Genomic DNA, 23,537 nt, shown 5'->3' on the forward strand with positions numbered 1-23,537 from the left:
CGTTCGCGTCATCCTGAACGCAAAGCGTGAAGGATCCAGTAATGTCTTGTACCATGTTGTCATCCCGCACTTGTTGCGGGATCGCCATCTCGTAAGTGAATAGAAATTATATATTAGAGTGTCGAGATATGAAGAAAATTTTGATAACATTACTTTTCGCGCTTGCGTTTGTCGCCGTTCCAGCAAATGCCTTCACGATGGATGCGCAGGGCGGTATCTGCAATCGCGTGAGCCACATGGGGCACTTCAACATGAGCTTCTATGGTCATCTGTGGTATCCCATTGACCAGATGGTTTTTGCAGGCGTTGGCGTTGGCTATCAGGAACTCGACAATGTCGGCTATATGCCGTTGTCTGGAAGCTTCTGGGTGCGCCTCCCGATTGGGCGTACCATATTGCCTGTCGCTACAGGCGATTTCGGCTACATGTTCGGCAAGGATGATCAGATGTTCTGGCGAGCTGGCGGCGGACTCGACATCAAAAATGGCGACCGCACATCGATTATCGTTTCGACCGGCTATCAATTTTTGAACCACTCCGGCGAAGGCTACTGGTACTTGCAAGCTGGAATTTTGATAGAGATGTAAAGCCTGCTGTCATCCTGAATCTGCGTCTCCGTCACCCTGAGCAACGCGTAGAAACGAGTGCTCATTGTCGTCATCCAGAGCGCGTTAGCGCGAAGGATCCAGTTATTTTTTACGCTGTCATGCCTGCTAGTCATCCTCGAAGCGGAGCGTAGGGGATCCATTATGTTTATTCCTTACATTTGTGCGGGCATCGCCTTTCTCGTCATCCTGAACCCGCTTCTTTGTCACCCTGAGCAACGCGAAGGGTCCAGTCAAATCTAGTTATCGCATATAACACTTTTATATGTAAATTTATATTGGAAAATTTTAAACATAGGAAAATCTCTTATGGAAAATAAAATGAACAAGTTTGGATTTGAAAAGATGCTCGCTGTTTTGGCAGTTGTGCTCGCATGCGTGTGCATGTGGGGGTGTGGGCTGTTGGATGAAGAGGTGACTCATGAAGTGCATGAAAAAAGGCACAGTGGGCTTGTAATTGCGATTTTGGATGATTCGCTTGCTCTGGAAACAAATGGCCGTGGTTGGACGGATCATACGGAAAACTGTGATTATTGGGAAAATTGCGATGGCGGAACTATCAACCAAGGCCTTTTTCTTGTGAATTATCGTAACAAGCAGAAACCCTTGTGGGGGGATACGATTGATGGTGCCATAACCATAATTGGGGGATTGGCGGCTGATTCGACGGTGCTTTTTTACGATAAAAAAGGAAATTTTGGATTCTGGAAAGTTGGAAAAAATATTGATATCCGTAAAAAAATGAAATGGAAAGATGGATGTAAATTAGAGCATCGTTATGTTGTCGTGCGAACAAGGCCGTGGAAAGAAGGTAATGTTTTATTAAAGGATGCTGATCCTTGTCCTTACGCGGTTTTGGATACACTAACGGGATATGTGAATAAATTAGAATTTAAGAACGAATACGCATGGCTTGAGGGGTGTGATGACATTACGTACATTGATGGTGAGACTGTGTGCGTGAAGAGGTTGGGAGAAGTCATGGGGGCCATAAGCATGCTGACTTCAGATGGTGTTGTTGATTCCTTGGAAAATACGAAAGAACGAGATTTTTTGGGCTATTCTCCTGTGTTGTATGGAAATTTTATGATAACGCAGGTATATAAGAAAGGAATGCTTATAACTAAAGTGAAGAAAGATGGCTTTGATGCGAATTATCCTGAAACATGGCTAAGAGACAATTCATTTATTGATTCTACGGGTTCTACAATAAGTTATTACCCCTCTGAGGATTTAATTGTTACGAAATAAGAGGTTTTTGTGAAGACATTTCTTTGTGTTGTTGTTTCCGTTGCCTGTTTCGTATTCGCCGCTCCGAGACCGATGGAGGCTCTTTCTCGGTACAATGTTGTGCTTATTCATGGGGCTGCACCGGAAGAAAAAGGCTTTGAAAGCGAGTGTAATTCAGATGATATATATGATGCCAATACGATGATGTCGGGGCATTTTAACTCTCCGCAATCAATTGCTTCGCAGTTGGGTGGTGCTGCGGGTATGCTTGGCGATTATGAAAATGAAGGGGAGAAAAAGCTTACCTACTGGCTTGATTCCGCTGTTTTTGAGGATTATCAGTACCGAAACGGCAAAATTTATATGGATTCCACGAACTATCGGTTCTCCTGAGGATTACAACAATCCTATTGCTGAAGGAAATCTTTGGAAATTGACGCCCAAGGATCCGGCTAAGCCGACGCTTTACTATTCGCAGAAAAACAAACGTGTGATGAAAATGAATGTTGCCGTGAATGGAATGGGGGCTGTGAGCGAATTCGAGTATTGCGATAATTCTTGCTCATTACCGGGAACGATTAAGAAGGTGACGATAAAGTCAAAAGCACCTCAAGGCGAAAGTACAGTTACTCTTGAAGTTCTAAAAGCAAAACAAAGACATCTTTTGCCGATGAAAATCTTTAATGTGGAATAATAAAAAGCGGACTTTCGTCCGCCTTTATTGTAATTATGTCTTGCAGTTTATTAATCACGAGATTTAACTGGACCTTTCGCCCCTAACGTGTCTCAAGGTGACGAAGATGTCTCTACCCTTTCGCAATCATTTCCATGAGTTCAGTGTCGAGGCGTTCGGGGTTATTGTACTGTTCCAGATTGTTGTGGAGTGATTCGCCCTTCGAAACGAGACCGAAGTCCAGATTCTTGTAGTTCCAGTAGCTGTAGCCCACGTCGGCATCGCGGAGAATGTCGAGGAAGTCGCGCATCCAGGCAAGCTGATATTTGCGGGGAACTTGTACGTAAACGCCGAACTCGTTGCAGCTTACCGGCAAGTCATACTTGGCGCGGAAATCGAGGGCGTTCTGGATGCTGGCCTGCAACTGGGCCTTGTCCCATCTGCCGTATTCCACGTTCAAACGTGTTGTGCCGCCAACTTCGGGGGCGGCGTAATCGCCTGGCCACGGGCGTTCAATCTTGAAGAACGGGTCGTCGATCCATGCGGCGCCCTGGTGCGTAAACGTCACCGGCGTGTAGGTATGGAAGCTGTAGATTGCGTTGTCGTCATCGAGCGGTGTCAAGAATTCGAATTCCCTGGCGCTGTTCCACTTGTTGGCGCCTACGACGATAGTGTTCTTCGGAGCGTGCTTGCGGATTTCCCAGAAGATTTCGTCCTTGACTTTATCCCAAACCTTGGAATCGCTTGCGGCGGGTTCATTCAAAAGTTCCATCATCACGCGCGGCATGGAGCTGTAGCGTTCGGCCATGAAAGCCCAGATCTTGCGCGTGTCCTTGCGGGCGTTCGCATCGGCAAAGAAAGCTTGTTCGTGGTTGCTGGCGAGGTGGAAATCGTGACCCGGGCACTTGTGAAGGTCGAGAATCACGTCCAGATCTGCATCCTGGATGTCCTTGAGCGCCTTGTCCAGGAGCGCAAAGATTTCTTCGTCCGGCTTGAGGTCGTCGCCTTTAAATAAATTAAAGTAGTCAACCGGCAAGCGAACGTGGTTGAACCCCGCATCGTGGATGCGCTTGAAATCGCTTGTTCCAAGGAACGTCTTGATGTGACCTACGACCCCTGGAAAACCGACAGGATCCTTTTCTTCGATGCAGTCAACCTGACTGAACCATCCGCCCAAATTCACTCCGCGCAATCTTTCTTTATTCATGCGTGTATCCCATACTTTGGCGGCCGAAGCCGCCTGTTTGAATGAATAGGTTATTCGTTTACGATGTTCAAATCTTCGTCGGCGATATTCAAGTCCATGATGACTTCCATATCGTCGGGAAGGTTATAAAAATCTACAACCAGGCCCACCTTCTTGTCTTCGTCCTTCTGCTTGTCGAACTGGACGACGTCGTAAATTTTCATTTTGATGACAGCTTCCTGCGTTACAGGAATTTCGATGGTCATACCCTTGCTGATGGGGCCTTCTACAATCTTGCCCTTGAAAACCAGACTGGTCTGGTCGTCGCCGAGCGAGGTCTTCTTCACGTGAAATACAGCCATTATTCTTTAGCCATTAACTTTTAAATTAATCGGTTTGTTTTGATGTGGCATACAATTTCGCCACTCGTAAAAATTTAACTTTTTTACATGACTCTCCGTGTTGGTCGAATCCCTTTTTTGGTCTGTGCGCCGTTTTTCTTCAATTCTGTCGGGCGCGAAAATGAATTTCCCGAGGTGGCTTTTGTCGATGGTCCGCCGAGTGCCCATAGTACAGGCCTCAAGGACGGCTCGATCCACCTTTCCCCGGCGTCCTCGATTACGTTTGCGCAAAAGCCGGGCGCCTTTGTGCTTTCGCCATCGCTCTGCACGTCGTGCTCTTTCGAGGTGCGGTCGGTCAAGCTTTTTTCGCGCTACCCGATCAGTGAACTTTCGGGCAAGAACATCCGCATGACTTCGCAGAGCAAAACGTCTGTTACTTTATTGAGGATTCTTCTTGAAAACCGCTATGGACTTTCGCCCGAATATGTGCCGGGGCTTGCTGCCGAATCGACCGATGATGCGTGTCTCTTGATAGGCGACCTTGCGCTTGAAGAAAATGAACGCCATCGCTTTGCGTATAGCTATGACTTGGGGACACTTTGGCAGGAATGGCAAGGATTACCTTTTGTGTTTGGTGCATGGCTTATTTCGAAGGAGGCGCTTTCGGCCCGCTTGCGGCTTGTTCTCGACGATTACATGGCGCGCCTGGAAACGAGCATCCGCGAGTTCCGCAAAAATCCGTCGCAGGCTCTGGACGTATGGCTTGCGAAGTATCCGGTGAAGTTGCCGCGCCCTCTTGTCGAAGATTACTTTAGCGTACTCGATTACCGATTCACCGACGAACGCAAACAGTCGCTGACGTTGTTTTTCAAATTGGCCGCTCAAATGAGGCTCGTTGAATCTGCGCCGCCGATAGAGTTTCTCGAGTAATTTTATTTTATAGCTGTTGGAATGAGTGTAGGGATGGTAAGGAGAATAAAATGGTAGAGGAAAAAATTCTTATCGTCGACGATGATGATGTTGAATTGAAAAGGGACTCGGATGTTCTGAAAGCAGTTGGGTACGATGTTATTGGCTGCAAGTCCGGTGCCGAGGCTTTGGAGTACTTGAACGATAATCCCGTGGAGCTTGTTCTGCTCGATGTCAACATGCCGGGAATGAACGGCTACGACGTTTGCCTGAATATACGCAAGCAGTTCCCGCTAGATGACCTGCCGATTATATTCCTCACGAATCAGGAGAACGAGGCCAGCGTAACGCAGGGGTTCCAGTCGGGGGCTTCTGACTTTGTTTGCAAAAATTCTGCGCCGGATATCCTGCTTGCAAGAATTGCTGTGCATCTGCGCCTGACGCGTTCGCTTCGCAACTTGCGCGAGATTTCCTTGACGGACGATCTGACGGGCGCCTACAACCGCAGGCATGCGATTTGTTCTTTGCGTGAACTGTTCGCGCGCAGCAAGCGCTACGGCACGAATTTCTCAATAGTTTATTTTGACTTGAACGGTCTTAAAAAGGTCAACGATCAGCACGGGCATTTGGCAGGCGACTTGCTGCTGCGTTCTGTCGTGAACGCTTGCAACAAGCTGCTCCGTGAATCGGATATGCTGTTCCGCATGGGCGGCGACGAGTTCCTGGTCATCTGCCCGGACACCGATCTGAAGGGTGCGTTCGTCTGTGCCGAGAGAATGCAGGAGGCGGTGAAGTCGCTTACGATTGTAGACCAGACGGTTTGCTTTGCTTATGGCACGGCAAGTTCCACCGAAGACTACAAGGACATGGACGAGATGTTGCGCAGCGCGGACTCTTCCATGTACGAATGCAAGCGCAAAATGCGCGCAGAACGCGGTTAGTCGTTCTGATTGTGTCATCCTGAGCGAAGTCGAAGGATCTAAAAAAAATGCCGCGGAATTTTCCGCGGCTTTGTCGCATTTTCGCAATTGTCTCATCGGGCTGCTTACGCAATTGCTGCTTTGACAGCTTCCAGCAGTTTCTGCATCCTTGCTTCGATGGTCGCCCAGTCGCCAGCCTTCATCAGTTCTGCATTGAAGATGCTTCCGCCGAACGATAGCAGGTTCGCACTGGCCTTGAGGTAGCTTGCGGCGTTCTCTGCATTCACGCCACCGCATGCCATCAGCGGGATGTCGCGGAACGGTCCGCGCAAAGCCCTGATGTATTCCGGACCGCCCACGCAGTTCACCGGGAAAATCTTGATGGCGGTTGCGCCAAGGTCGTAAGCCTTCTGCACTTCGGTCGGCGTGAGTGCACCCGGGATAATCGGAATGCCTGCCGTGTTCGAAAGACGGATGACTTCGTGACGCGTGTTTGGCGTGACGATGAATTCGGCACCTGCAGAAATCGCTTTTTCCACATCGCTCCCGTGACGGACTGTACCTGCGCCGACCTTGATTCCAAGCGGCTTTGCAATGGACTTGAGCTTTGCGATAATTTCGGTTGCTGCTGCGGTGTTCATCGTGACCTCAATCGCCTTGAGCCCGCACTTTGCGGACGCGTTCACGCACGCTTCTTCGGCACCCTGAGGAATGTCGCGGAGAATGCCCACGACCGGCATCGGTTGTAAAAATTCAAGAAAATTCATGACTTTAAAATAGTTTATAGACGAAAGACGAGAGACGAAAGAAAATAAAAAAGTGTTGTTTTTTTATTTACAGAGAATATAACCTATTCAAACCTCAGCGCTTCGATCGGGTCAAGTCTGCTTGCCTTGCGGGCGGGGTACCATCCGAAGAACACGCCTGTCGCAAAGCACACGCCAAAGCTCACGATGACGCTTGTGACGGAAACGCTCATGGGCCAGTTCATGGCAATCTTTACCGTTTCGGAGGCGGCAATGCCAAGTGCAATTCCGATGGCTCCTCCGAGCAAACTGATGATCACGGATTCAAAGAGGAACTGCAAAAGGATGTCGCGGCCGCGGGCGCCGATGGCCATGCGAAGCCCGATTTCCTTGGTGCGTTCCGTGACGGACACGTACATGATGTTCATGATGCCGATACCGCCAACAAACAAACTAATTCCAGCGATGGCGGTAAGCACGAGCGAGAGCATGTCGGATGTGCTTGTGACCATCTGGATCATTTCTTCTTGCGTAAACACGCGGAACGGGTCGGTCGGTTTTGTCCAGTTGCGGCGTTCCTTCAGGATGGTCATGATTTCTTCGGTGGCTTTTGCGGCGTAGCCTTCGCCGATGGAGTTTGCGTAAATCTGCCGGATGTTCGTCGTTGCGGAGAAGCGCCTCATTACGGTCTGGTACGGCGTGAATATCACGTCGTCCTGGTCCTGCCCGAAATCGCCGGAGCCTTTTGCTTTTAATGTGCCGATGACCTTGAGCGGAATGCTCTTGTAGCGGATTGTTTTTCCAATCGGGTCTGTGTCCGGGAAGAGGTTTTTCACGACGGTTTGCCCGATGACGCAGACTTTTGCCATGCGGTCCGCTTCGTCGTCGAACATCACGCCGTCCTGGATTTCGTAGTTGCGGATCTTGAGGTAGTCTGCCGAGACGCCGGAAAGCGTCGTGGGGGAGTTATTGTTTCCGACTATGGCTTGCCCGCCGACTGAGACCATTGGCGATACGCCGTTGATGTAGCTTGCGTTTTCGCGGATGGCGATGACGTCTTCTTCTTCAAGGGATTCGGCCGATTCCGTCTGGACGCCGCCTCGGCGGCTCTGGTTTGGCATGATGGTGATTGCGTTTGTGCCCATCGCGGTCATCTGTTCCTTGATGGATTTCTTGGAGCCTTCACCCATGGCGACCATGGTGATGACGGCTGCAACGCCGATGACGATGCCGAGCACCGAGAGGAATGTGCGCATCCGGTTGCGGAGCAGTGCGCGGAGTGCAATCTTAGCTAAGGTAAACGGGTTCATTCCACTTCTCCTTCATCATCGTCTTCAAATGTTTCTGGTGGCGGGAGCATCTCGAATGCGACTTTTGCATCTTGCACTTTTTCGTTGATGACATCTTTTTTCAGTAAACCGTCGCGAAGTGTGATGGTGCGTCCGCTGAACGTGGCGATGTCGGGTTCGTGCGTCACGAAGGCGATTGTCTTGCCCTGCCTGTGCAGCTCCTGGAAAATCATCATGATTTCGTAGCTAGTGCGGGTGTCGAGGTTGCCGGTCGCTTCGTCGGCGAGAATGATTACGGGGTCGTTCACGAGCGCACGGGCGATGGCTACGCGTTGCTGCTGGCCGCCCGAGAGCTGGTTCGGCAAATGGTTCATGCGGCTTTCGAGTCCGACCATCTTTAACGCTTCGATGGCGCGGTGGTGGCGCTCTTCAGCGGAAATTTTGGAATTGTACAGTAACGGGAGTTCCACGTTTTCGATGGCGGTCGTGCGGCTGAGCAGGTTGTAGCTCTGGAAAACGAATCCGAGTTTCTGGCTCCGGATGCGGGCGAGCGCATCGCGTTTCAGTGTTTCGGTATGCTGTCCGTCCAATATATAGTGTCCGGAAGTCGGTCGATCCATGCACCCCAGAATGTTCAGCATGGTGGACTTGCCGGAACCGGATGTTCCCATGATCGTTACGAATTCCCCTGGGTAGATGTCGAAACTTACTCCCCGGAGAGCGTGGACGGTCTCGTCGCCCATTTTAAAATCACGGCGCAAATTTTGTACAGAAAGAATCGGTGAAGCGGTTTGCATAAAGACCTTTTATTTGCCTCTTTGGATGCTCTAACCTGTTGAATTGGTTGCTTTTACATCGAATAAATATGGTTTTTCGCTCTTTGCTGAGTGAAATATTGGAAAAACACCAAAAAATCAGATGATTGTTATGTTTCAATGTATAAACAATAATTTTTTTTTTATTTTATATTCCGAATTGGACCACAGCAGGTGGTTGGTTCATGTGCCCTTGGAGATTTTAATGAATGAGAAAATGACTCAGAATATGTCGAATGCGTCTGCTGATGGCGAAATCGATATTCTTGAGATAATTGTGTATTTGAAAAGCAAGTGGAAATTCTTGCTCGTTTTCTTGTTCTTTGGCGTTGTTTTTGGCTGCCTTGCCGCAATGTGGATTCGCCCGTCCTTTAAGAGCGACATTCTTCTCCAGGTAAATGTTAAGGGAAATAAGCAGGGCCTTGCTCTTGGCGAAATGGGTGCGTTGTTTGATGTCTCGACGCCTTCCGCTGCCGAAATGGAACTCATCAAGAGCCGTGTCATTCTGGATCAGGTCGTCCAGGACGAGAGACTGTGCTATTCTGCTGTTCCGCTCAATAAGCTTGATCGTCTTATGCATCGCGAAGGCCGCATGGATCTTGAACTTCTGGTTATTCCGCGCGCGTTCGAAGAAGCGAAGGGTGAACTTGTGGCCCGCGTCACAGCCGACTCCAGTGCATACGAAGTAATCGGACTAGAGGGCGAGGTCGTACTGTCCGGCAAGGTCGGTGAAACTTACCGTAAGCCTTTTGCTGGTGATACTTTAGCCATTTGTGTCAAGAACCTGACCGCAACCGTTGGTCAGACTTTCTTGCTCACTGCCGTGCATCCGCAGGTTGCTGCTGGGAATCTCCTCAAGGGTCTTAGCATTTCGGAAGAAGGTAAGAGTTCTGGCATTATCAGAGTGTCTCTTGAAAACCGTTACGCGGATCGAGTTGCTGCTATTTTGAACACTGTCGCTAATACATATCTGAAACAGAATATCGAAATGCGCAGTGCCGAAGCCAAGAAAACTTTGATGTTCCTTGAAGAGCAGTTGCCGGGCGTTAAGGCCAAGCTCGATTCTGCTGAACAGAAGTTGACCTCGTTCCGCAATGCAAAGGGAACTATTGACCTTTCGGGCGAAACTCGTTTGCACCTTGAAAAGGACGTGACTCTCCAGCAGCGCATCATCGAGCTGGAACAGAAAAAGCAAGAAGTCCTTCGCCTGTTCCGTGCGGAACACCCGACGGTCCGTACGATTGAAGAACAGCAGGCCAGACTGCGTCGCGAACTTGCCAGACAGCAGCGTTCCGCATCTAGCTTGCCGGTCTTGCAGCAGGAAGTGCTTTCGTTGCAGGAAGAAGTTGAAGTCAACAACAAGCTTTACACGAACTTGCTGAACAATATCCAGCAGTTGCGAGTTGTCCAGGCCGGTGAAGTTGGCAATGTCCGCATTGTGGACCAGGCTTATGAACCGCTTAAGCCGAATAAGCCCAACAGGAAGCTTATCTTCCTTGGGGTTATGGGTGCATTTCTGCTTCTGGGCTGCTTTATTGTCTATATCCGTCGCTTGCTCTCGAACGGTGTTTGCAGCAGCAGCGAAGTGGAGCAGGCTACAGGCGTGGGCGTTTACGGCAAGCTTCCTATGCTTGACGGTAAGACGTTGAACGATGTATATAAGCCTTGCGTTGCCACTAACCCGGACGATCCGTTTGCAGAAGGCATCCGCGCTCTTCGTACGGCTCTTGAATTTTCTGTCTTCTCGGATGGCAAGAAGGTGTTGATGGTGTCTGGCCTTGTGCAGGGAGTCGGTAAGTCCTTTGTCTCTACAAACCTTGCTGCGTCCTTTGCCATGTCGGGCAAGAAAGTTTTGCTGGTCGATATGGACCTTCGTCGTGGTCACCTGTTCAAGCATAGCCAGAAGGGCTTGTGCGAAATGCTTGAAGAAGAAAACTATGGCGACGACTATGTTGTCAAGGTGATGGACAATTTCCATGTCCTAGGTGCAGGCGCCCGTGTCGTGAATCCGGGTGGACTTTTGACCAGTTCTAGATTTAGCGCTTTCCTTGATGCATTCAGGGATAAGTATGACTTGATTGTTCTGGATACTCCTCCGGTATTCCAGTGCAGTGACGCATTGCTTGTCGAAAAGCATGCGGACTATCTGTTGTGTGTTTTGAAGCATGCAGCTCATACCATTGAAAGCATCCAAGATGCCTTGAATACTTTTGACCGCAGTACGGAAACACCGTTGCAGAAGGCTTTCGTCTTCAACAAGTGCGAGCGTCATGCGGGGTCCGGCTATGGTAGCTACGGCTACTATGGCTATCACAAGAAATATTAACCAATAACAAGGAGAATAGATGAAAAAAATAGTCGCAATGTCTCTCTTGGCCGGTAGCTTCGCGTTCGCGCAGTCCGGTCTGATGGGCGGAGCCGATGGTCTCAACCAGAAAACAGCCCAAACCCTCGGTCAGGGTGGCTTTGCTGCCGGTTTCGGTGGCCAGGCTTCTTATGACTCTTGGTCCCTCACTCGCGGTGGCCATTTCAGCAAGGCTGGCAACAAGGACAGCTTCCATGACAACGTTGGTAGCTTGACTGCAAATATCAACTTTGCAGCTGGCGTGACGGACTTCATGGATATCGGTCTTGCCCTCCCGCTTTACTACGACCATGCTAACGCACACAAGGTCGGTGAAGGCGACATGTGGAAGGCTAGCCGTGGTGACCTCGAACTCTGGGCAAAGGCAAAGCTTCCGCTCGATGAAGCAACTGATGGCATCTTCAATGCTGCTATCGCTGCTCAGTTCTACTTCCCGACTGGCGACAAGTCCGTTGGCGTACGTCCGCGTCACGCTTGGTACTTGAACGCTAAGGGCGAACAGACTCACCCGTACACCCTCAATGGCATGGCTTTTGGTGGTGAATTGATCCTCACTCTCGACCTCCAGAAGGTTGGCGCTCCGCTCCGCTTCAACGGTAACGTCGGTTTCGTCGGTACTGTTGGCCGTGGTTCCAACACGTTGGTCTACGGTGGTGGCATCAACGTCCTCCCGACTGACTGGATGGACTTCTTCGTTGAAGCTAACGGTGAATTCCGTGTAGAAAAGGGTGAATATCCGCGTGATCCGGGTTATGATCCGTTCACTCTTACTCCGGGCTTCCGTTTCCACCTCCCGGCAAACATCGACATCGCCCTCGGTCTCGATGTGGGTATCCGTGCTCTCTCCAACTTCACTTGGAAGTACAAGGACGAAATGCACGCTGCTGAATCTTACCAGCTCCACTACGGTGACAAGCATGGTAACAAGATCGTTTACGGCTACACCCCGACTCCGCGTTATGCTGGTACCGCCGCTCTTACCTGGCGCTTCGGTAACGTCCGTGGTGCTGACGAAGATAACGATGGCGTAGCAAACAATGTTGACCAGTGCGCCGCTACTCCGGCAGGTGCTGTTGTTGACGCTAACGGCTGCCCGATTGACGGCGACAATGACGGTGTCTTCGACGGTCTCGACCAGTGCGCTGAAACTCCGGCTGGTGCTGTTGTTGACGCTGCTGGCTGCCCGGTTGACTCCGACAATGACGGTGTTGCTGATGGTATCGACCAGTGCGCTGAAACTCCGGCTGGCGTAGTTGTTGACGCTGCTGGCTGCCCGGTTGACTCTGATAAGGATGGCGTTGCTGATTACCTCGACAAGTGCCCGAACACTGCTGCTGGTGCTACTATCGATGCTAACGGCTGCCCGATCGATTCTGACAAGGACGGCGTTGCTGACTACCTCGATCAGTGCCCGAATACTCCGGCTGGTGTTGCTGTTGACGCTAAGGGTTGCCCGGTTGACGCTGATAACGACGGCGTTGCTGACTACCTCGACAAGTGCCCGAACACTGCTGCTGGTCTCCCGGTTAACGCTGATGGCTGCAGCCCGGACGGCGATAGCGACGGCATCGTTGATGCTCTCGACAAGTGCCCGAATACTCCGGCTGGCGTCTCTGTTGACGAAGTTGGTTGCCCGGTTGACTCCGACAAGGATGGCGTTGCCGATCACCTCGACAAGTGCCCGAACACCCTCGTTGGCGTTGCAGTTGACAAGAACGGCTGCCCGAACAAGAACCAGGACCTCGACAAGCTCAAGAAGGGTATCCAGTTCAAGACCGGTTCTGCTAAGCTCACCGCAAGCAGCAACAAGACCTTGAACAATATCGCTAAGTTGCTCAAGAAGCTCCCGGCTGTCAACCTCGAAATCCAGGGCCACACGGATGACACTGGTAAGGAAGAAAAGAACAAGAAGATCTCCGAACAGCGTGCACAGGCTGTTGTCAAGTACCTCGTCAAGAAGGGCATTGACAGCGAACGTCTCCGCGCAGTCGGTTACGGTTCTGACAAGCCGATCGCAGATAACAAGACTAAGAAGGGCCGCAAGCTCAACCGCCGTGTTGAACTCGTTCCGTTCGAAAAGTAATCTTCGATCTTAACTGAGAACTAAAAAGGGGCGTCCGCAAGGACGCCCTTTTTGTATGTGAAGAAAGTCTGTATTTGGAGAATGCTGCAGGCCGTTATGAACGAGCTGCGCAATTCCAAGTGTTGCTCAATAACATAAATTGAACAACGAAAAAGCGCACGGTTACTCCGTGCGCCTTTTTAATAACCAATGACTAGTAGTTAAACTTTAAATTCTGTTAACCAGAAATAACTGGATCCTTCGACTCCCCCTATCGCCTACGGCTCCAGGGGCCGCTCAGGATGACAATTCCGAATTAACTCTTAAACACCCATTTCTTATAGAGCGTAAAGCTTACGAGGACGTAAACGACGTTTGCGATGATGTTCGCGAAGTAGGTCGGCTTCATGAATCTGGAGATGAAGGCGGTAAAGTCTGCGCACCAGGAAGCGTTCGTGAGCACGTGGGCGGAACCTTCCAGAACAAGTAGGTTTATGCCGTAAGAGCAGAGGAAAACGATGATAAAACGTACGACTTCCGTGCGCTTCTTGTTGGTGCTCTTGAAGTTCCAAATGCGGTTCATGATGTAGCTGTTGAGGCCGCCGGCAACGAAACCAAGAAAGTTCGAAAGTTCCAGATTCCAGTCCAGGACCTGGTGCAATATCCAGACGGCGGCAAGGGTGATCAAGGTGTTCATTACACCGATGGCGTTGTATTTGATAAAATGTTTCACGGCGGTAAAAATACTATTTTTGCTACGATATGACCTGGATTACAACTAAGAAATGCAGTGCTGCCAGCGCTGCAGATATGATTCGTAATGGCGATGTTCTCGGGGTTTCCGGATTTACTTTGGCAGGATACCCCAAAGCGGTTCCCTTGGCGATTGCAGCACGTGCTGAAAAATTGCACGAAGCGGGTCAGGAATTTAAGGTAACGTTGTTCGCAGGCGCCTCGACAGGCGACAGTTGCGATGGCGCTCTTGCCCGCGCGAAGGCTCTGAAACTTCGCATGCCATACCAGTCCAATCCGAGTTTGCGCAAGGCGATTAACGATGGAAGCATCCGCTACATTGACGCGCATTTGGGTAAGATGGGTTATCTTGTGCGTACTGGGGCTGTCCCTGCGCCGACGGTTGCGATTATTGAAGTTTCTGCGATTTTGCCGGATGGACGCGTTTGCCTTTCGACTTCGGGCGGTAACTCCGTCTGCTACCTAGAAATGGCACCGAAGATTATCCTTGAATTGAACACTCGTCTGGGCGATAGCTGTATCGGCATGCACGATAACGCCCTTCCGGAACTTCCGCCGCATGCAAGACCGCTTGCAATATACAGCGCCGGAGACCGCGTGGGTGGTGAATTTGTACAGATTGACCCGAACAAGGTCATTGCGATTGTCGAGAACGAAGCGTATGATGAAGTGACTCCGTTTGTGGAACCTGATGAAGTTTCTAAGAACATCGGCGAACGCATCTTGGACTTTATCCGGTTCGAAGAATCGCACGGCAGACTTCCGAAGGGGCTTGCTTACCAGAGTGGCGTGGGCAAGGTCGCAAATGCGGTGCTTTGCGCGATGGCGGACGATGACCGCCTTGGGCAAATTGACTTGTTTACTGAAGTGATTCAGGAAGCGGTGCTCCCGCTTTTGAAAAAAGGCAAGCTTGGCATCGCGTCTGGAACGGCACTTACGCTTTCGCAGGCGGCGCAGAAAGAATTTGTTGAAAATAGCGCCGAATGGAAAAAGCATTTCATTATCCGCCAGCAGGAAGTGAGCAACAGCCCGGATGTAATTCGCCGCCTGGGCGTGATTTCCATGAATACGGCTCTGGAAGCGGATATCTTTGGCAATGTGAACAGTTCGCTTGTGTGCGGTTCGGCGATGATGAACGGCATCGGCGGCTCGGCTGACTTTGCTCGCCATTGCGCTCTCGGATTTTTCCTCACGCCGTCTGTGGCGAAGGGCGGTGCGATTTCGAGCATTGTGCCTTACGTGAGCCATGTGGACCATACCGATCACGATACGCAGATCTTTGTGACGGAGCAAGGCCTTGCGGATCTTCGCGGCTTGCCGGTCGAAGAACGCGCCCGTCTGATTATCAAGAACTGTGCCCACCCGGACTACCGCGATGCGCTCACGGATGTTCTGGAGTACGGTCTCAAGCATGCGAAAGGCGTCCACTTGCCGCTTGCACTTTCCCGCGCTTTCGAGATGCATACCCGCTTCCTCGAAACAGGCAAGATGCTGTAACCCTTACCATCTATATTTTTGGTCCTTTTAAGCCCTTGTTTGCGATAATTTATTCCTGTTAGCTATTGCGCAAATTGTGCAATAGTTATATTTTTGATACGGGGTGTTTTTGAAAAAAAAACTTGATGGTAAGGGGCAACTTCTATGGGGATTTTTTCTCAAAAGAGTTCTAAGGGTTGGAATTTTGGGTTCAAGGTTTCTTGTTCCGCGTTACTTGCTGCACTCCTTTTCGCTTGCGGTGACGATCCCGTCAGCGGACAGAAAGATGATTTGAAGGATGATTCCAGCTCGTCTGGCAAGATCGATAGCTTGCAATCTTCATCAAGTTCGAAGACTCCCAGTAGATCCTCGTCGAGTAGCTCTAAAGGCAAGGTCTCGTCTTCCAGTAGCCTGAAGGAGGTTGATCCCCTTGACGGTCAAGATATCGTTTATGTGCTTGTCAATGGATCCGTGTCGGGTTCTATTGCCCTGGATGGGTTTGCAAGTACTGCTAAAGTCAAAATGGTGCAGCTGGATACGGCAAATTCGTACAAGGAAACGAAAAACGTATTTTCGGGCAAAGTCGGCAAGGGTGGAACGTACGGTATAGACAAAATAGACCTGCCGCAGCCTTATGTGATCTTTTCTGTAGATGGTAAAGTCGATAACATTGTAGACGGTAAGTCTGCTTCAATTACGCTTTCGGCTTTGAGTGATGCGACTTCGGGCGAAGTGTTCAATTTGAACTTGCTTACGACGCTTGAGTCGGAACGTACTCTTGGCCTTTTGAGTGGGCGGCAGAAAGTCTCGTTTGAAGATGCGAAGAAAAAGGCTTCGGAAGATGTATGGGGCGTGTTCCATTTGGCCGCTGCTGACTTTGATGCAAGCGAACTGATACATGTTTCTGACCTCAGCGAGTCTGGTGCTGCGCTCTTGGCGTCAACGCTCCTGTTGCAGGCGGGGGCAAACGGCGATTTTGCGAAGTCCTTCAAGGCGGTTGCAGCTGATGTCCGCAAGGATGGAGTGTGGGACGACTCTGATGCAAAAATCGCAATTGCTGATTGGGCTTTGTCGAACGACCTGGAAGATGGCTACGCATCGGTCCGTAAGGCTCTTGAAAAGAAATGGAGCAAGGCTGCTGAATTTGAAAAGTTCGTCAGGAACTTTTATTTGACGGAATTGGAATTCCCGAAGTGCGATGCGGAATCCGCTGGTGAAATTTTCTTCGTGAAAAATAAGGCGAGTAAATTTTATGCAGCGAATTATGGCGATGTTTCAAAGTCTAGGGAAAGATTTGTCTGTGATGAAAAGTCCGGCTGGACGTCTATTCCGGATAGCTTGAAGGACTTCATGGGCGAAACTACTCCAGCAAAAGATGGCGAAGTTCGCCGTGGTACTTTCTCTGGAGAGTTCTTTACGTATGACGGAAGCTCAAAACAGTGGCGCAAGGCGACTGCTGTTGAAAAAGACCGTTATTTTGTCCTGAACTCCGATGCAAAGGAATTTGTGGATATTCAGGATGTCTACGAAAGCATCAAGGATGACGAGCGCGTTATCTTTGTGCTACGCCATGCAGAACGCGGTGACGATACAAGCAAGGGCGGGACGCTCACGGACAACGGTAAAAAGCAGTCCGAAGAAGTTGGCGCTCGACTCACGAAGTTCAAGGAAGACTTTGTCCTTGGTGCTTCTGAATTCTTGCGCGCGCACCAGACTGTGGAATCGATTGCGAAAGGCCGCGGACAGTCTTATGACAAGCGCGATACGATCCCGCAGCTGAATGATGACTGGTATGCCAAGAATAACGAGGCGGTCGAAAAGGCGAAAAATGAATGCGGTGGCGGTTGGGAAGTGACTTCCAAGTATGCTTACACGGGGGCTTATTCGACGGGTGCCGATGCCGCATACTATAATCTTGCGGAACGCTCGGTGGAACTCATCGAAGATGTTCTTGTCAAAAAGTATCCGACAGAAAAGTTCGTCCTTTTGAGTTCTCATGACAAGCTTATGGTACCCCTTGTCGCTTACTGCTCGAATTTGCAGGTGGAACTCAAGAAGTACGAGAATAACGGCAAGTGGATCAACTACCTGGCTGGTGTCGCGATCATCATCGACAAGGACGGAAACCGCCGTTATGTCGCTATTCGCGGTCTCAAGTCTGGGTACGCGAACTAGAAATTACTAATATTCAATTTATGCGGGTTTGGATAATAGTATTGTCGTTTTTGCTGTGGACAGCGTGTGATTCTGTCCGTTATGGCTCTGTGCCGTGTGAAGGCGATGAATGCGGTGATATATCCGAAATAGAAAGTTCTGATTCGAAGGATAGCCTTTCTAGTGAAAATCCGCGCAAAGATAATAAGAGTAGCTCTTCTTCAGTGAACGGTTCTTCGCAAAGGGAACACCGTCATCGAAGCTCTAGTAGTAAAGGGTCCGGCAAGGATACTTCGGAAGTTCAGAATCCCATTATCGATACGACTATAACCGGGACATTCACATGTCACGATGGTGTTCTTGTTCCTGCTGAAGCTGCTGAGGAAACGGAAGACAAAGCGGCTGATTTCCGTAGAGCGGGAGTTGCGATCTCGGGCTTAGCCGAGAAGGGTCCGTTCCGTTACGGGACTTCGGTAAAGATTGTTGAGCTGGATAGCGTAAAGCGCTTGGCCGATTCTGACAGGTCGCATGAAACATGCATTGTCACTACGGATGGCTCGTTTAATTTTGCAAATATCAATCTTGTTTCGCCGTATGTGAGGGTCGAGGCGAATGGCTTTTATGTGGATGAGCTGACTGGCGGGGTTTCCTCGTCACTGATAAAGCTCAATGCTGTTGTGGACTTGTCTAAGCGCGATTCGTTCAACGTTAACATGCTAACGCACATGGCAGCTCCGCGTGTGAGGAAGCTTGTCGAAGATTCCGGCAATAACCAGCCAATCGGGAGCCAGAGCGGTCGCGCCCTGAGCGATGTGCTTTCGTCTTTCGGGATTAGCCTTGGCGGTTCTGGCGGTGGAGGCTATGGCGGTTTTGGCGGCTGGAATCGCGGTGGACAGACGACAGCGTCGAGCAAGTCCGCAGAAGATATTAGCTTGTTCGGTTCGGACGATTACAGTGCGGCGCTTTTGGCGGTTTCTGTGATGATACAGAGCTATGGCTCGGTAAGCGATATGCTCAAGTTTGCAAATTCCGTGGCCGATGATATCCGTGGCGATGGCAACTGGGGCGATAATTCTTCCAAGGCGAAACTTGCTGATAAGCTTTTGATGCTCGATGCTGAAGGTGGCCTTGAAAAAATCCGCAAGAACATGGAAGGCTGGAACCTTGGCAAGGTACCGGATTTTGAAAAGCATGTGCGGAATTTCTGGACAAAGACTCACGGCTTTGAAACTTGCGGTACGATGAATGCTGGCCAGGTGAAGCATGTGGGTAACAGCCAGAGCGAATACTTTGTCTCTTACTATGAACAGCCGGATGGCCCGAAGATCCGTTTTATTTGCGACAGGACCACTAAGAACTGGCGCGTGGCGACTGACCTTGAAAAAGATACGTATGGCTTGGGCGCTGGTGATTACGATGGACAAATCAAGAGCGGAAAAGTCAATCAGGATAAGTCTTACATTTACGACCAGGGCAAAAAGACCTGGCGTGAACCCGAGCCGGGCGAAATTCTTGAATTTGAAGATGTTGGCGATGTTTTGAAGACTGTTGCAGCCGGTGAAAAGGTCATCTTTATTTTGCGCCATGCGGAGCGTACAGATGATACTGGTAAGAGCGGGCACTTGACGAGTAACGGAAAGAAGCAGTCACAAACTGTGGGCGAAAAGTTCAAGGGTGAAAATATTTACTTTGCAAACTCGACTTATACGCGAAGCTATGAGACTTGCGAAAATGTGGCGGCCGGTGCGGGATTCACAAGCCTTGTGAGCGATACGATTCCGGATTTGGACGGTGCTTGGTTTGAAAAAGACGAAGCGAAGTTCGAAAGCTACAAGAATTCCGATGGCGGTGGCTGGGTGGTTACATCGGCCTATGCGTACAAAGGAATTTATATGGATGCGTTCTACCCGCTCAAGTCCCGTGGCGAAGAATTTATAACCGAGGTTGTGAAGCCGCGTTTTGAAAAGGTCAATAAGGTGGCTGTGTGGATTTCTCATGACATGCTTGTCGTTCCGCTCACGGTGTTCTGCACGGACGGAAAGGTCAATCTGCGCTATTTTGACACAAAGCAGTGGATCAATTACCTTGCCGGCGTGGCGATCATCCTGGGTACCGACGGCTCGCTTCGCTATGTGCCTGTGAAGGGCCTAACTTCCGGCACGATGACGATGTGATTTTGGAATTCGGAATTAGGAAGTATGAATTAGGACTAATGCATAGGGCGAGTGAAGCAGGATTGCTTGCAAGCCTATTTCCGAGCCCAACATTAGGTACTTGAGTAAAACGAAAGTACAATTGTTTAGTTTGGCGGCTTCGCCGCGATTATTTAAATTCCACATTCCGAAATCCGAATTCCTAATTGTCGGCTTCCCACTGCCTACTTCCTACTTCCTACTGTCTACTGCCCACCAAAAATTGCTATATTCACGCGCGTTGATTTTTATCAAACAGTTCACTTAATTAAACATGGACGCATTCCGATATGAATGATACACTAAAGAAAGCTATGCTTTTTGCCGCGGTGACAACGGTTTCCGGTGCCTTCGCGTCTGAAATCGTAGCTCAACCTGCTGCTTCCCAGGCTGCAAAGGTTGGCCGTTTTGACGAGCAGATCGCTCTGATGCCGGACTCCATTGCCGCTCCGATCAAGGAACAGCTCAAGTGGATGGATGAATCTACTGTTTTCCAGATTGTGGAAACTCACGGTGGTGGCTATTCCATTCTTTATAAGACATACGAACAGTCCGTTCGCGCCCGCGATATTCGCGATTCCGTCGAAAATGCGAACGGTACGGCCGTGCTCCCGATTGCTAAGGCTAAGCTCGGCAGCGAATACTGCCAGGGCAAGATGGAAGGTGGCAAGTGCCATGGTGAAGTCCAGAAGTTCACCCTTGGCAAGCTAGTCGAATTCCAGGCAACAGGCCTCATCGTCGTGATGTCTGTGATCATTGGCCTCCTCGTCCTCTGCACTATCATGAGCGCAATCATGAAGAAGCTCGGTTTGGACAAGGTCAAGGCTCCGGCTCCTGCTAAGAAGGCTGCTCCGGCTGCTGCCGCTGCTGCCGCTCCGGCTCCTGCGGTTCGTGCTCCGGCACACTGCGACTGGGATCCGAATGCAAAGAGCATCCATCCGGGATTCACCAACAAGCAGCTCCAGGCGTTCCTCGGCATTGCCGCCGTCGCCGCCCTCGAAGAACATCCGGGACTGACAAACGAACAGTTCCTCGTGATTGCTACCGCTGCTGCAACGCAGGCTCTTGGTCAGCCCTGCCGCGTGACCGCTTACAGAAACATTAACTCCCCTGCTTGGACGATCGTCAAGTAAGGTTCAACTTTTAAAACTTAACAGGCTTTTAAGCCAGGAAAAATAAAAATGAAGAAAACAGTCCGTATCAGTTTCGAAGGCAAGACCTACGACGTCGAAGTAGAAGTTCTTGATTCCGCAGTTGCTGCAGCTCCTGCTGCTCCGGTTGCTGCTCCGGCACCGGCTCCTGCTGCTCCGGCAGCCGCTCCGGCCGTCGCTGGTGGCACCGAAGTCAAGAGCCCGCTCGCTGGCTCTGTGTTCAAGCTCAAGGTTGCTGTTGGCGACACTGTTGCTGCCAACCAGGAAGTGGCTGTTATCGAAGCCCTCAAGATGGAAAACCCGGTCGTCGCTCCGTGCGCAGGCAAGGTCACCTCTATCTCCGTCAAGGAAACCGACACCGTTACTGATGGCCAGGTCTTGATGACCATTGCCTAATGAGGTAAAAGTCAATGAGTGGAATTATTAACTCAGTCGCGGACTTCGCCTCGAGCACAGGATTCGCGCAGATTACCGTTCCGATGGTAATCATGTGGATCGTGAGCTTCGTGTTGATGTTCCTTGCGATTGTCAAAAAATACGAACCGCTTCTGCTCTTGCCGATTGCTATCGGTGCACTTGCGGTGAACATCCCGTCCGTCGCGTTCTACGACGGTGGCTGGAGCATCGAAGGTATGTTCAGCCCGACTGGCGGTCTCTACTACTACATCAGCCAGGGTATCCATCTGGAACTCTTCCCGCCCATCATCTTCTTGGGCGTGGGTGCCATGACGGACTTTGGACCGCTTATCGCTAATCCGCGTACGCTCATCCTCGGTGGTGGCGCACAGTTTGGCGTGTTCATGACCATGTTTGCAGCTGTCGCTCTTGGTGGCTTTACGCTCGGTGAAGCAGCTTCCATTGGTATCATCGGTGGTGCTGACGGTCCGACGTCCATCTTCACTGCGAACAAGCTTGCTAAGCACCTCATCGGCCCCATCGCCGTTGCTGCTTACACCTACATGGCTCTCGTGCCGCTCATCCAGCCGCCTATCATGCGCGCTATGACGAACGACGCTGAACGCAAGATTCGCATGAAGGCTCTCCGCCAGGTTTCCAAGGCCGAACGCATCGTGTTTGCCGTGATGGTGATGATCGTTTGCGTGCTCGTCGTGCCGGATGCTTCTGCCCTTATCATCATGCTTATGATGGGCAACATCTTCAAGGAAGCTGGTGTCGTTGAACGCCTCGTGAAGACTTCTTCGAACGAACTCATGAACATTGTGACGATCTTCCTCGGCACGTCCGTGGGTCTCACGATGTCTGCTGACATCTTCCTCAAGCCGCAGACTCTCATGATCATCGCTATGGGTGTGGTTGCCTTTGGCTTCTCCACTTTCGGCGGTTTGCTCCTCGCAAAGATCATGAACAAGTGCTCTCCGAAGAACCCGGTGAACCCGCTTATCGGTTCCGCAGGCGTTTCCGCTGTGCCGATGGCTGCCCGTGTTTCTCAGGTTGAAGGTGCCAAGTATGACCCGCAGAACTTCCTCCTCATGCACGCTATGGGCCCGAACGTCTCTGGTGTGATTGGTACGGCAGTTTGCGCTGGTTATATGATCAGCCGCTTGAGCTAGTTTACCGATTCGTCATTGCGAATAGCGTGTAGCAATCTCCAGATATTACTGGATCCTTCACGTTGTTCAGGATGACGAAATGAAAACTTTAAATTCCCTCGGCAATGCGCCGGGGGATTTTTTTGTTTTATAGAATTTCACTTTTGTTTTATGGATAAATACTTTTTTGTGTTTTAATTTATAATTGCCGAAATTTGTTTAAAAACGCCATTTTTGTTTTCGCGAAAATATTGCAGGCAAGAGTGCGAATTTTTAATTTTAAATTCATGAAGTCTGTAACTGAATATAAGGAATACCGCGAATATGTGCTGGATTACTATCGCGAGCGCAAGCGGTGTTCTGCATTTACGTGGCGCGAATTTGCAAAGGATGCCGGATTTGCTTCGGGCTCGTACTTGAAGCTGGTTTGCGATGGCAAGACTCGTTTGCGCGAAGAGAGCGCGAAAAAGACTGCGCTAGCGATGGGCCTGGTGGGTTTTGAGTTTGATTATTTTGTCTTGATGGTGCGTTACGAAAATGCGAAAACGGACCAAGAGAAGAAAAAGTGCTTTGAAGAGATGCAGACGCTTGCTGAGGCTAGCCGTGTGAAAATCCTCGGGAGCGAAATGTACACGTTCTATGAAACGTGGAAACATTCTGTTGTCCGTGAATTGGCTGTTGCGATGCCGGGTGCGAAACCGAACGAGATTGCGAAAGTTTGCAGGCCTCCGATTTCTGCGGCGGATGTGAGCGATAGTCTGCATTTCCTTGTCAAGTCTGGACTTTTGAGGCGTGACATCAAGGGCAATTACCACCAGGCGAACCAATCGCTTTCGACGGGGCGCTTGAACGTGGTTGCTGTGGCGGTGCATTCGCTTTTGCGCCAGATGGGCGAATTTGCGCTGGACGCTTTTGACACGCTTCCAATCTCGGAACGCCACTTTAGCGGTATCACGATGGGCGTGACATCAGAAAGCTATGCGAAAATTGTGGATGAAATTGCAGCGTTCCGCAAGCGCATTGTGTCAATGGTCGCGGACGAGAAAAATCCAGAAAAAATTTGTCGATTGAACTTTCAGTTTTTCCCGTTGACGGAAAAAATTGACAAAAACGAGTGAGT

Annotated in this window: 21 protein-coding genes; 15 read left to right on the forward strand and 6 right to left on the reverse strand. The window is 50.3% G+C overall.

What is annotated here, in order from left to right; all coding sequences use genetic code 11:
* Positions 1-128 precede the first annotated feature (128 nt).
* The 4 genes from B7990_RS12425 to B7990_RS12440 all read left to right on the forward strand — a co-directional run bounded on the left by B7990_RS12425 (position 129) and on the right by B7990_RS12440 (position 2,529).
* Complete coding sequence (locus B7990_RS12425; RefSeq protein ID WP_088641240.1) at positions 129-587, forward strand: hypothetical protein; 459 nt, start codon at positions 129-131, stop codon at positions 585-587.
* A gap of 327 nt (positions 588-914) precedes the next feature.
* Positions 915-1,856, forward strand: coding sequence for a hypothetical protein (locus tag B7990_RS12430; RefSeq protein ID WP_088641241.1), 942 nt, complete (start codon positions 915-917; stop codon positions 1,854-1,856).
* A gap of 9 nt (positions 1,857-1,865) precedes the next feature.
* Positions 1,866-2,228: a hypothetical protein gene (locus B7990_RS12435; RefSeq protein WP_088641242.1), complete on the forward strand. Its 363-nt coding sequence runs from the start codon at positions 1,866-1,868 to the stop codon at positions 2,226-2,228.
* On the forward strand, positions 2,149-2,529 hold the full coding sequence (locus B7990_RS12440) for a hypothetical protein (RefSeq protein WP_176407325.1): 381 nt from the start codon (positions 2,149-2,151) through the stop codon (positions 2,527-2,529). Before B7990_RS12435 ends, B7990_RS12440 begins: the two co-directional genes overlap by 80 nt.
* Positions 2,530-2,641: 112 nt before the next feature.
* Here the strand turns inward: B7990_RS12440 and B7990_RS12445 are convergent, their stop codons facing one another.
* Together B7990_RS12445 and B7990_RS12450 are read right to left on the reverse strand one after the other, a co-directional pair.
* Positions 2,642-3,715, reverse strand: a complete 1,074-nt coding sequence (locus B7990_RS12445) for a glycoside hydrolase family 5 protein (RefSeq protein WP_088641244.1) — start codon at positions 3,713-3,715, stop codon at positions 2,642-2,644.
* Between the two features lie 50 nt (positions 3,716-3,765).
* Entirely contained in the window at positions 3,766-4,056 is a 291-nt protein-coding gene (locus B7990_RS12450) for a hypothetical protein (protein ID WP_088641245.1), read from the reverse strand.
* Between the two features lie 87 nt (positions 4,057-4,143).
* Between B7990_RS12450 and B7990_RS12455 the strand changes: the two genes are divergently transcribed.
* Together B7990_RS12455 and B7990_RS12460 are read left to right on the forward strand one after the other, a co-directional pair.
* Positions 4,144-4,965 (forward strand): menaquinone biosynthetic enzyme MqnA/MqnD family protein, encoded by an 822-nt coding sequence (locus B7990_RS12455; protein ID WP_088641246.1) that lies wholly within the window; start codon positions 4,144-4,146, stop codon positions 4,963-4,965.
* Positions 4,966-5,015: 50 nt separating this feature from the next.
* The gene (locus tag B7990_RS12460; protein ID WP_088641247.1) at positions 5,016-5,885 is read left to right on the forward strand and encodes a diguanylate cyclase; all 870 of its coding nucleotides are present in this window, start codon (positions 5,016-5,018) and stop codon (positions 5,883-5,885) included.
* Between the two features lie 104 nt (positions 5,886-5,989).
* Here the strand turns inward: B7990_RS12460 and B7990_RS12465 are convergent, their stop codons facing one another.
* The 3 genes from B7990_RS12465 to B7990_RS12475 form a co-directional block, all read right to left on the reverse strand.
* A complete protein-coding gene (locus tag B7990_RS12465; RefSeq protein WP_088641248.1) occupies positions 5,990-6,631 on the reverse strand; it encodes a bifunctional 4-hydroxy-2-oxoglutarate aldolase/2-dehydro-3-deoxy-phosphogluconate aldolase in 642 nt (213 codons plus the stop codon).
* A gap of 83 nt (positions 6,632-6,714) precedes the next feature.
* Positions 6,715-7,920 carry an ABC transporter permease gene (locus B7990_RS12470; RefSeq protein ID WP_088641249.1) on the reverse strand — a complete coding sequence of 402 codons (1,206 nt, stop codon included), beginning with the start codon at positions 7,918-7,920 and terminating at the stop codon, positions 6,715-6,717.
* Positions 7,917-8,696, reverse strand: coding sequence for an ABC transporter ATP-binding protein (locus tag B7990_RS12475; protein ID WP_088641250.1), 780 nt, complete (start codon positions 8,694-8,696; stop codon positions 7,917-7,919). The genes B7990_RS12470 and B7990_RS12475 overlap by 4 nt, the downstream gene beginning before the upstream one ends.
* A 223-nt stretch (positions 8,697-8,919) precedes the next feature.
* On the opposite strand from B7990_RS12475, the gene B7990_RS12480 reads away from it, so the two are divergent.
* Together B7990_RS12480 and B7990_RS12485 are read left to right on the forward strand one after the other, a co-directional pair.
* Positions 8,920-11,040, forward strand: coding sequence for a polysaccharide biosynthesis tyrosine autokinase (locus B7990_RS12480; RefSeq protein WP_088641251.1), 2,121 nt, complete (start codon positions 8,920-8,922; stop codon positions 11,038-11,040).
* Between the two features lie 19 nt (positions 11,041-11,059).
* Positions 11,060-13,162 (forward strand): OmpA family protein, encoded by a 2,103-nt coding sequence (locus B7990_RS12485; RefSeq protein WP_088641252.1) that lies wholly within the window; start codon positions 11,060-11,062, stop codon positions 13,160-13,162.
* Between the two features lie 295 nt (positions 13,163-13,457).
* On the opposite strand, the gene B7990_RS12490 is transcribed toward B7990_RS12485, so the two are convergent.
* The gene (locus B7990_RS12490; RefSeq protein WP_088641253.1) at positions 13,458-13,874 is read right to left on the reverse strand and encodes a GtrA family protein; all 417 of its coding nucleotides are present in this window, start codon (positions 13,872-13,874) and stop codon (positions 13,458-13,460) included.
* Positions 13,875-13,903: 29 nt separating this feature from the next.
* Between B7990_RS12490 and B7990_RS12495 the strand changes: the two genes are divergently transcribed.
* The 7 genes from B7990_RS12495 to B7990_RS12525 all read left to right on the forward strand — a co-directional run bounded on the left by B7990_RS12495 (position 13,904) and on the right by B7990_RS12525 (position 23,535).
* Positions 13,904-15,391 (forward strand): acetyl-CoA hydrolase/transferase C-terminal domain-containing protein, encoded by a 1,488-nt coding sequence (locus B7990_RS12495; protein WP_088641254.1) that lies wholly within the window; start codon positions 13,904-13,906, stop codon positions 15,389-15,391.
* A gap of 144 nt (positions 15,392-15,535) precedes the next feature.
* Entirely contained in the window at positions 15,536-17,545 is a 2,010-nt protein-coding gene (locus B7990_RS12500; RefSeq protein WP_088641255.1) for a histidine phosphatase family protein, read from the forward strand.
* Positions 17,546-17,586: 41 nt separating this feature from the next.
* Positions 17,587-19,698, forward strand: a complete 2,112-nt coding sequence (locus tag B7990_RS12505) for a histidine phosphatase family protein (protein WP_254917523.1) — start codon at positions 17,587-17,589, stop codon at positions 19,696-19,698.
* A gap of 308 nt (positions 19,699-20,006) precedes the next feature.
* Positions 20,007-20,849, forward strand: coding sequence for a hypothetical protein (locus tag B7990_RS12510; RefSeq protein WP_088641257.1), 843 nt, complete (start codon positions 20,007-20,009; stop codon positions 20,847-20,849).
* Between the two features lie 48 nt (positions 20,850-20,897).
* A complete protein-coding gene (locus B7990_RS12515; RefSeq protein WP_088641258.1) occupies positions 20,898-21,263 on the forward strand; it encodes an acetyl-CoA carboxylase biotin carboxyl carrier protein subunit in 366 nt (121 codons plus the stop codon).
* Between the two features lie 14 nt (positions 21,264-21,277).
* Positions 21,278-22,438: a sodium ion-translocating decarboxylase subunit beta gene (locus B7990_RS12520; protein WP_014546278.1), complete on the forward strand. Its 1,161-nt coding sequence runs from the start codon at positions 21,278-21,280 to the stop codon at positions 22,436-22,438.
* Positions 22,439-22,704: 266 nt separating this feature from the next.
* The gene (locus tag B7990_RS12525) at positions 22,705-23,535 is read left to right on the forward strand and encodes a TIGR02147 family protein (RefSeq protein ID WP_088641259.1); all 831 of its coding nucleotides are present in this window, start codon (positions 22,705-22,707) and stop codon (positions 23,533-23,535) included.
* The last annotated feature ends 2 nt before the right edge of the window (positions 23,536-23,537 follow it).

This window comes from Fibrobacter sp. UWB4 (genome assembly GCF_002210345.1).
GTDB lineage: Bacteria > Fibrobacterota > Fibrobacteria > Fibrobacterales > Fibrobacteraceae > Fibrobacter.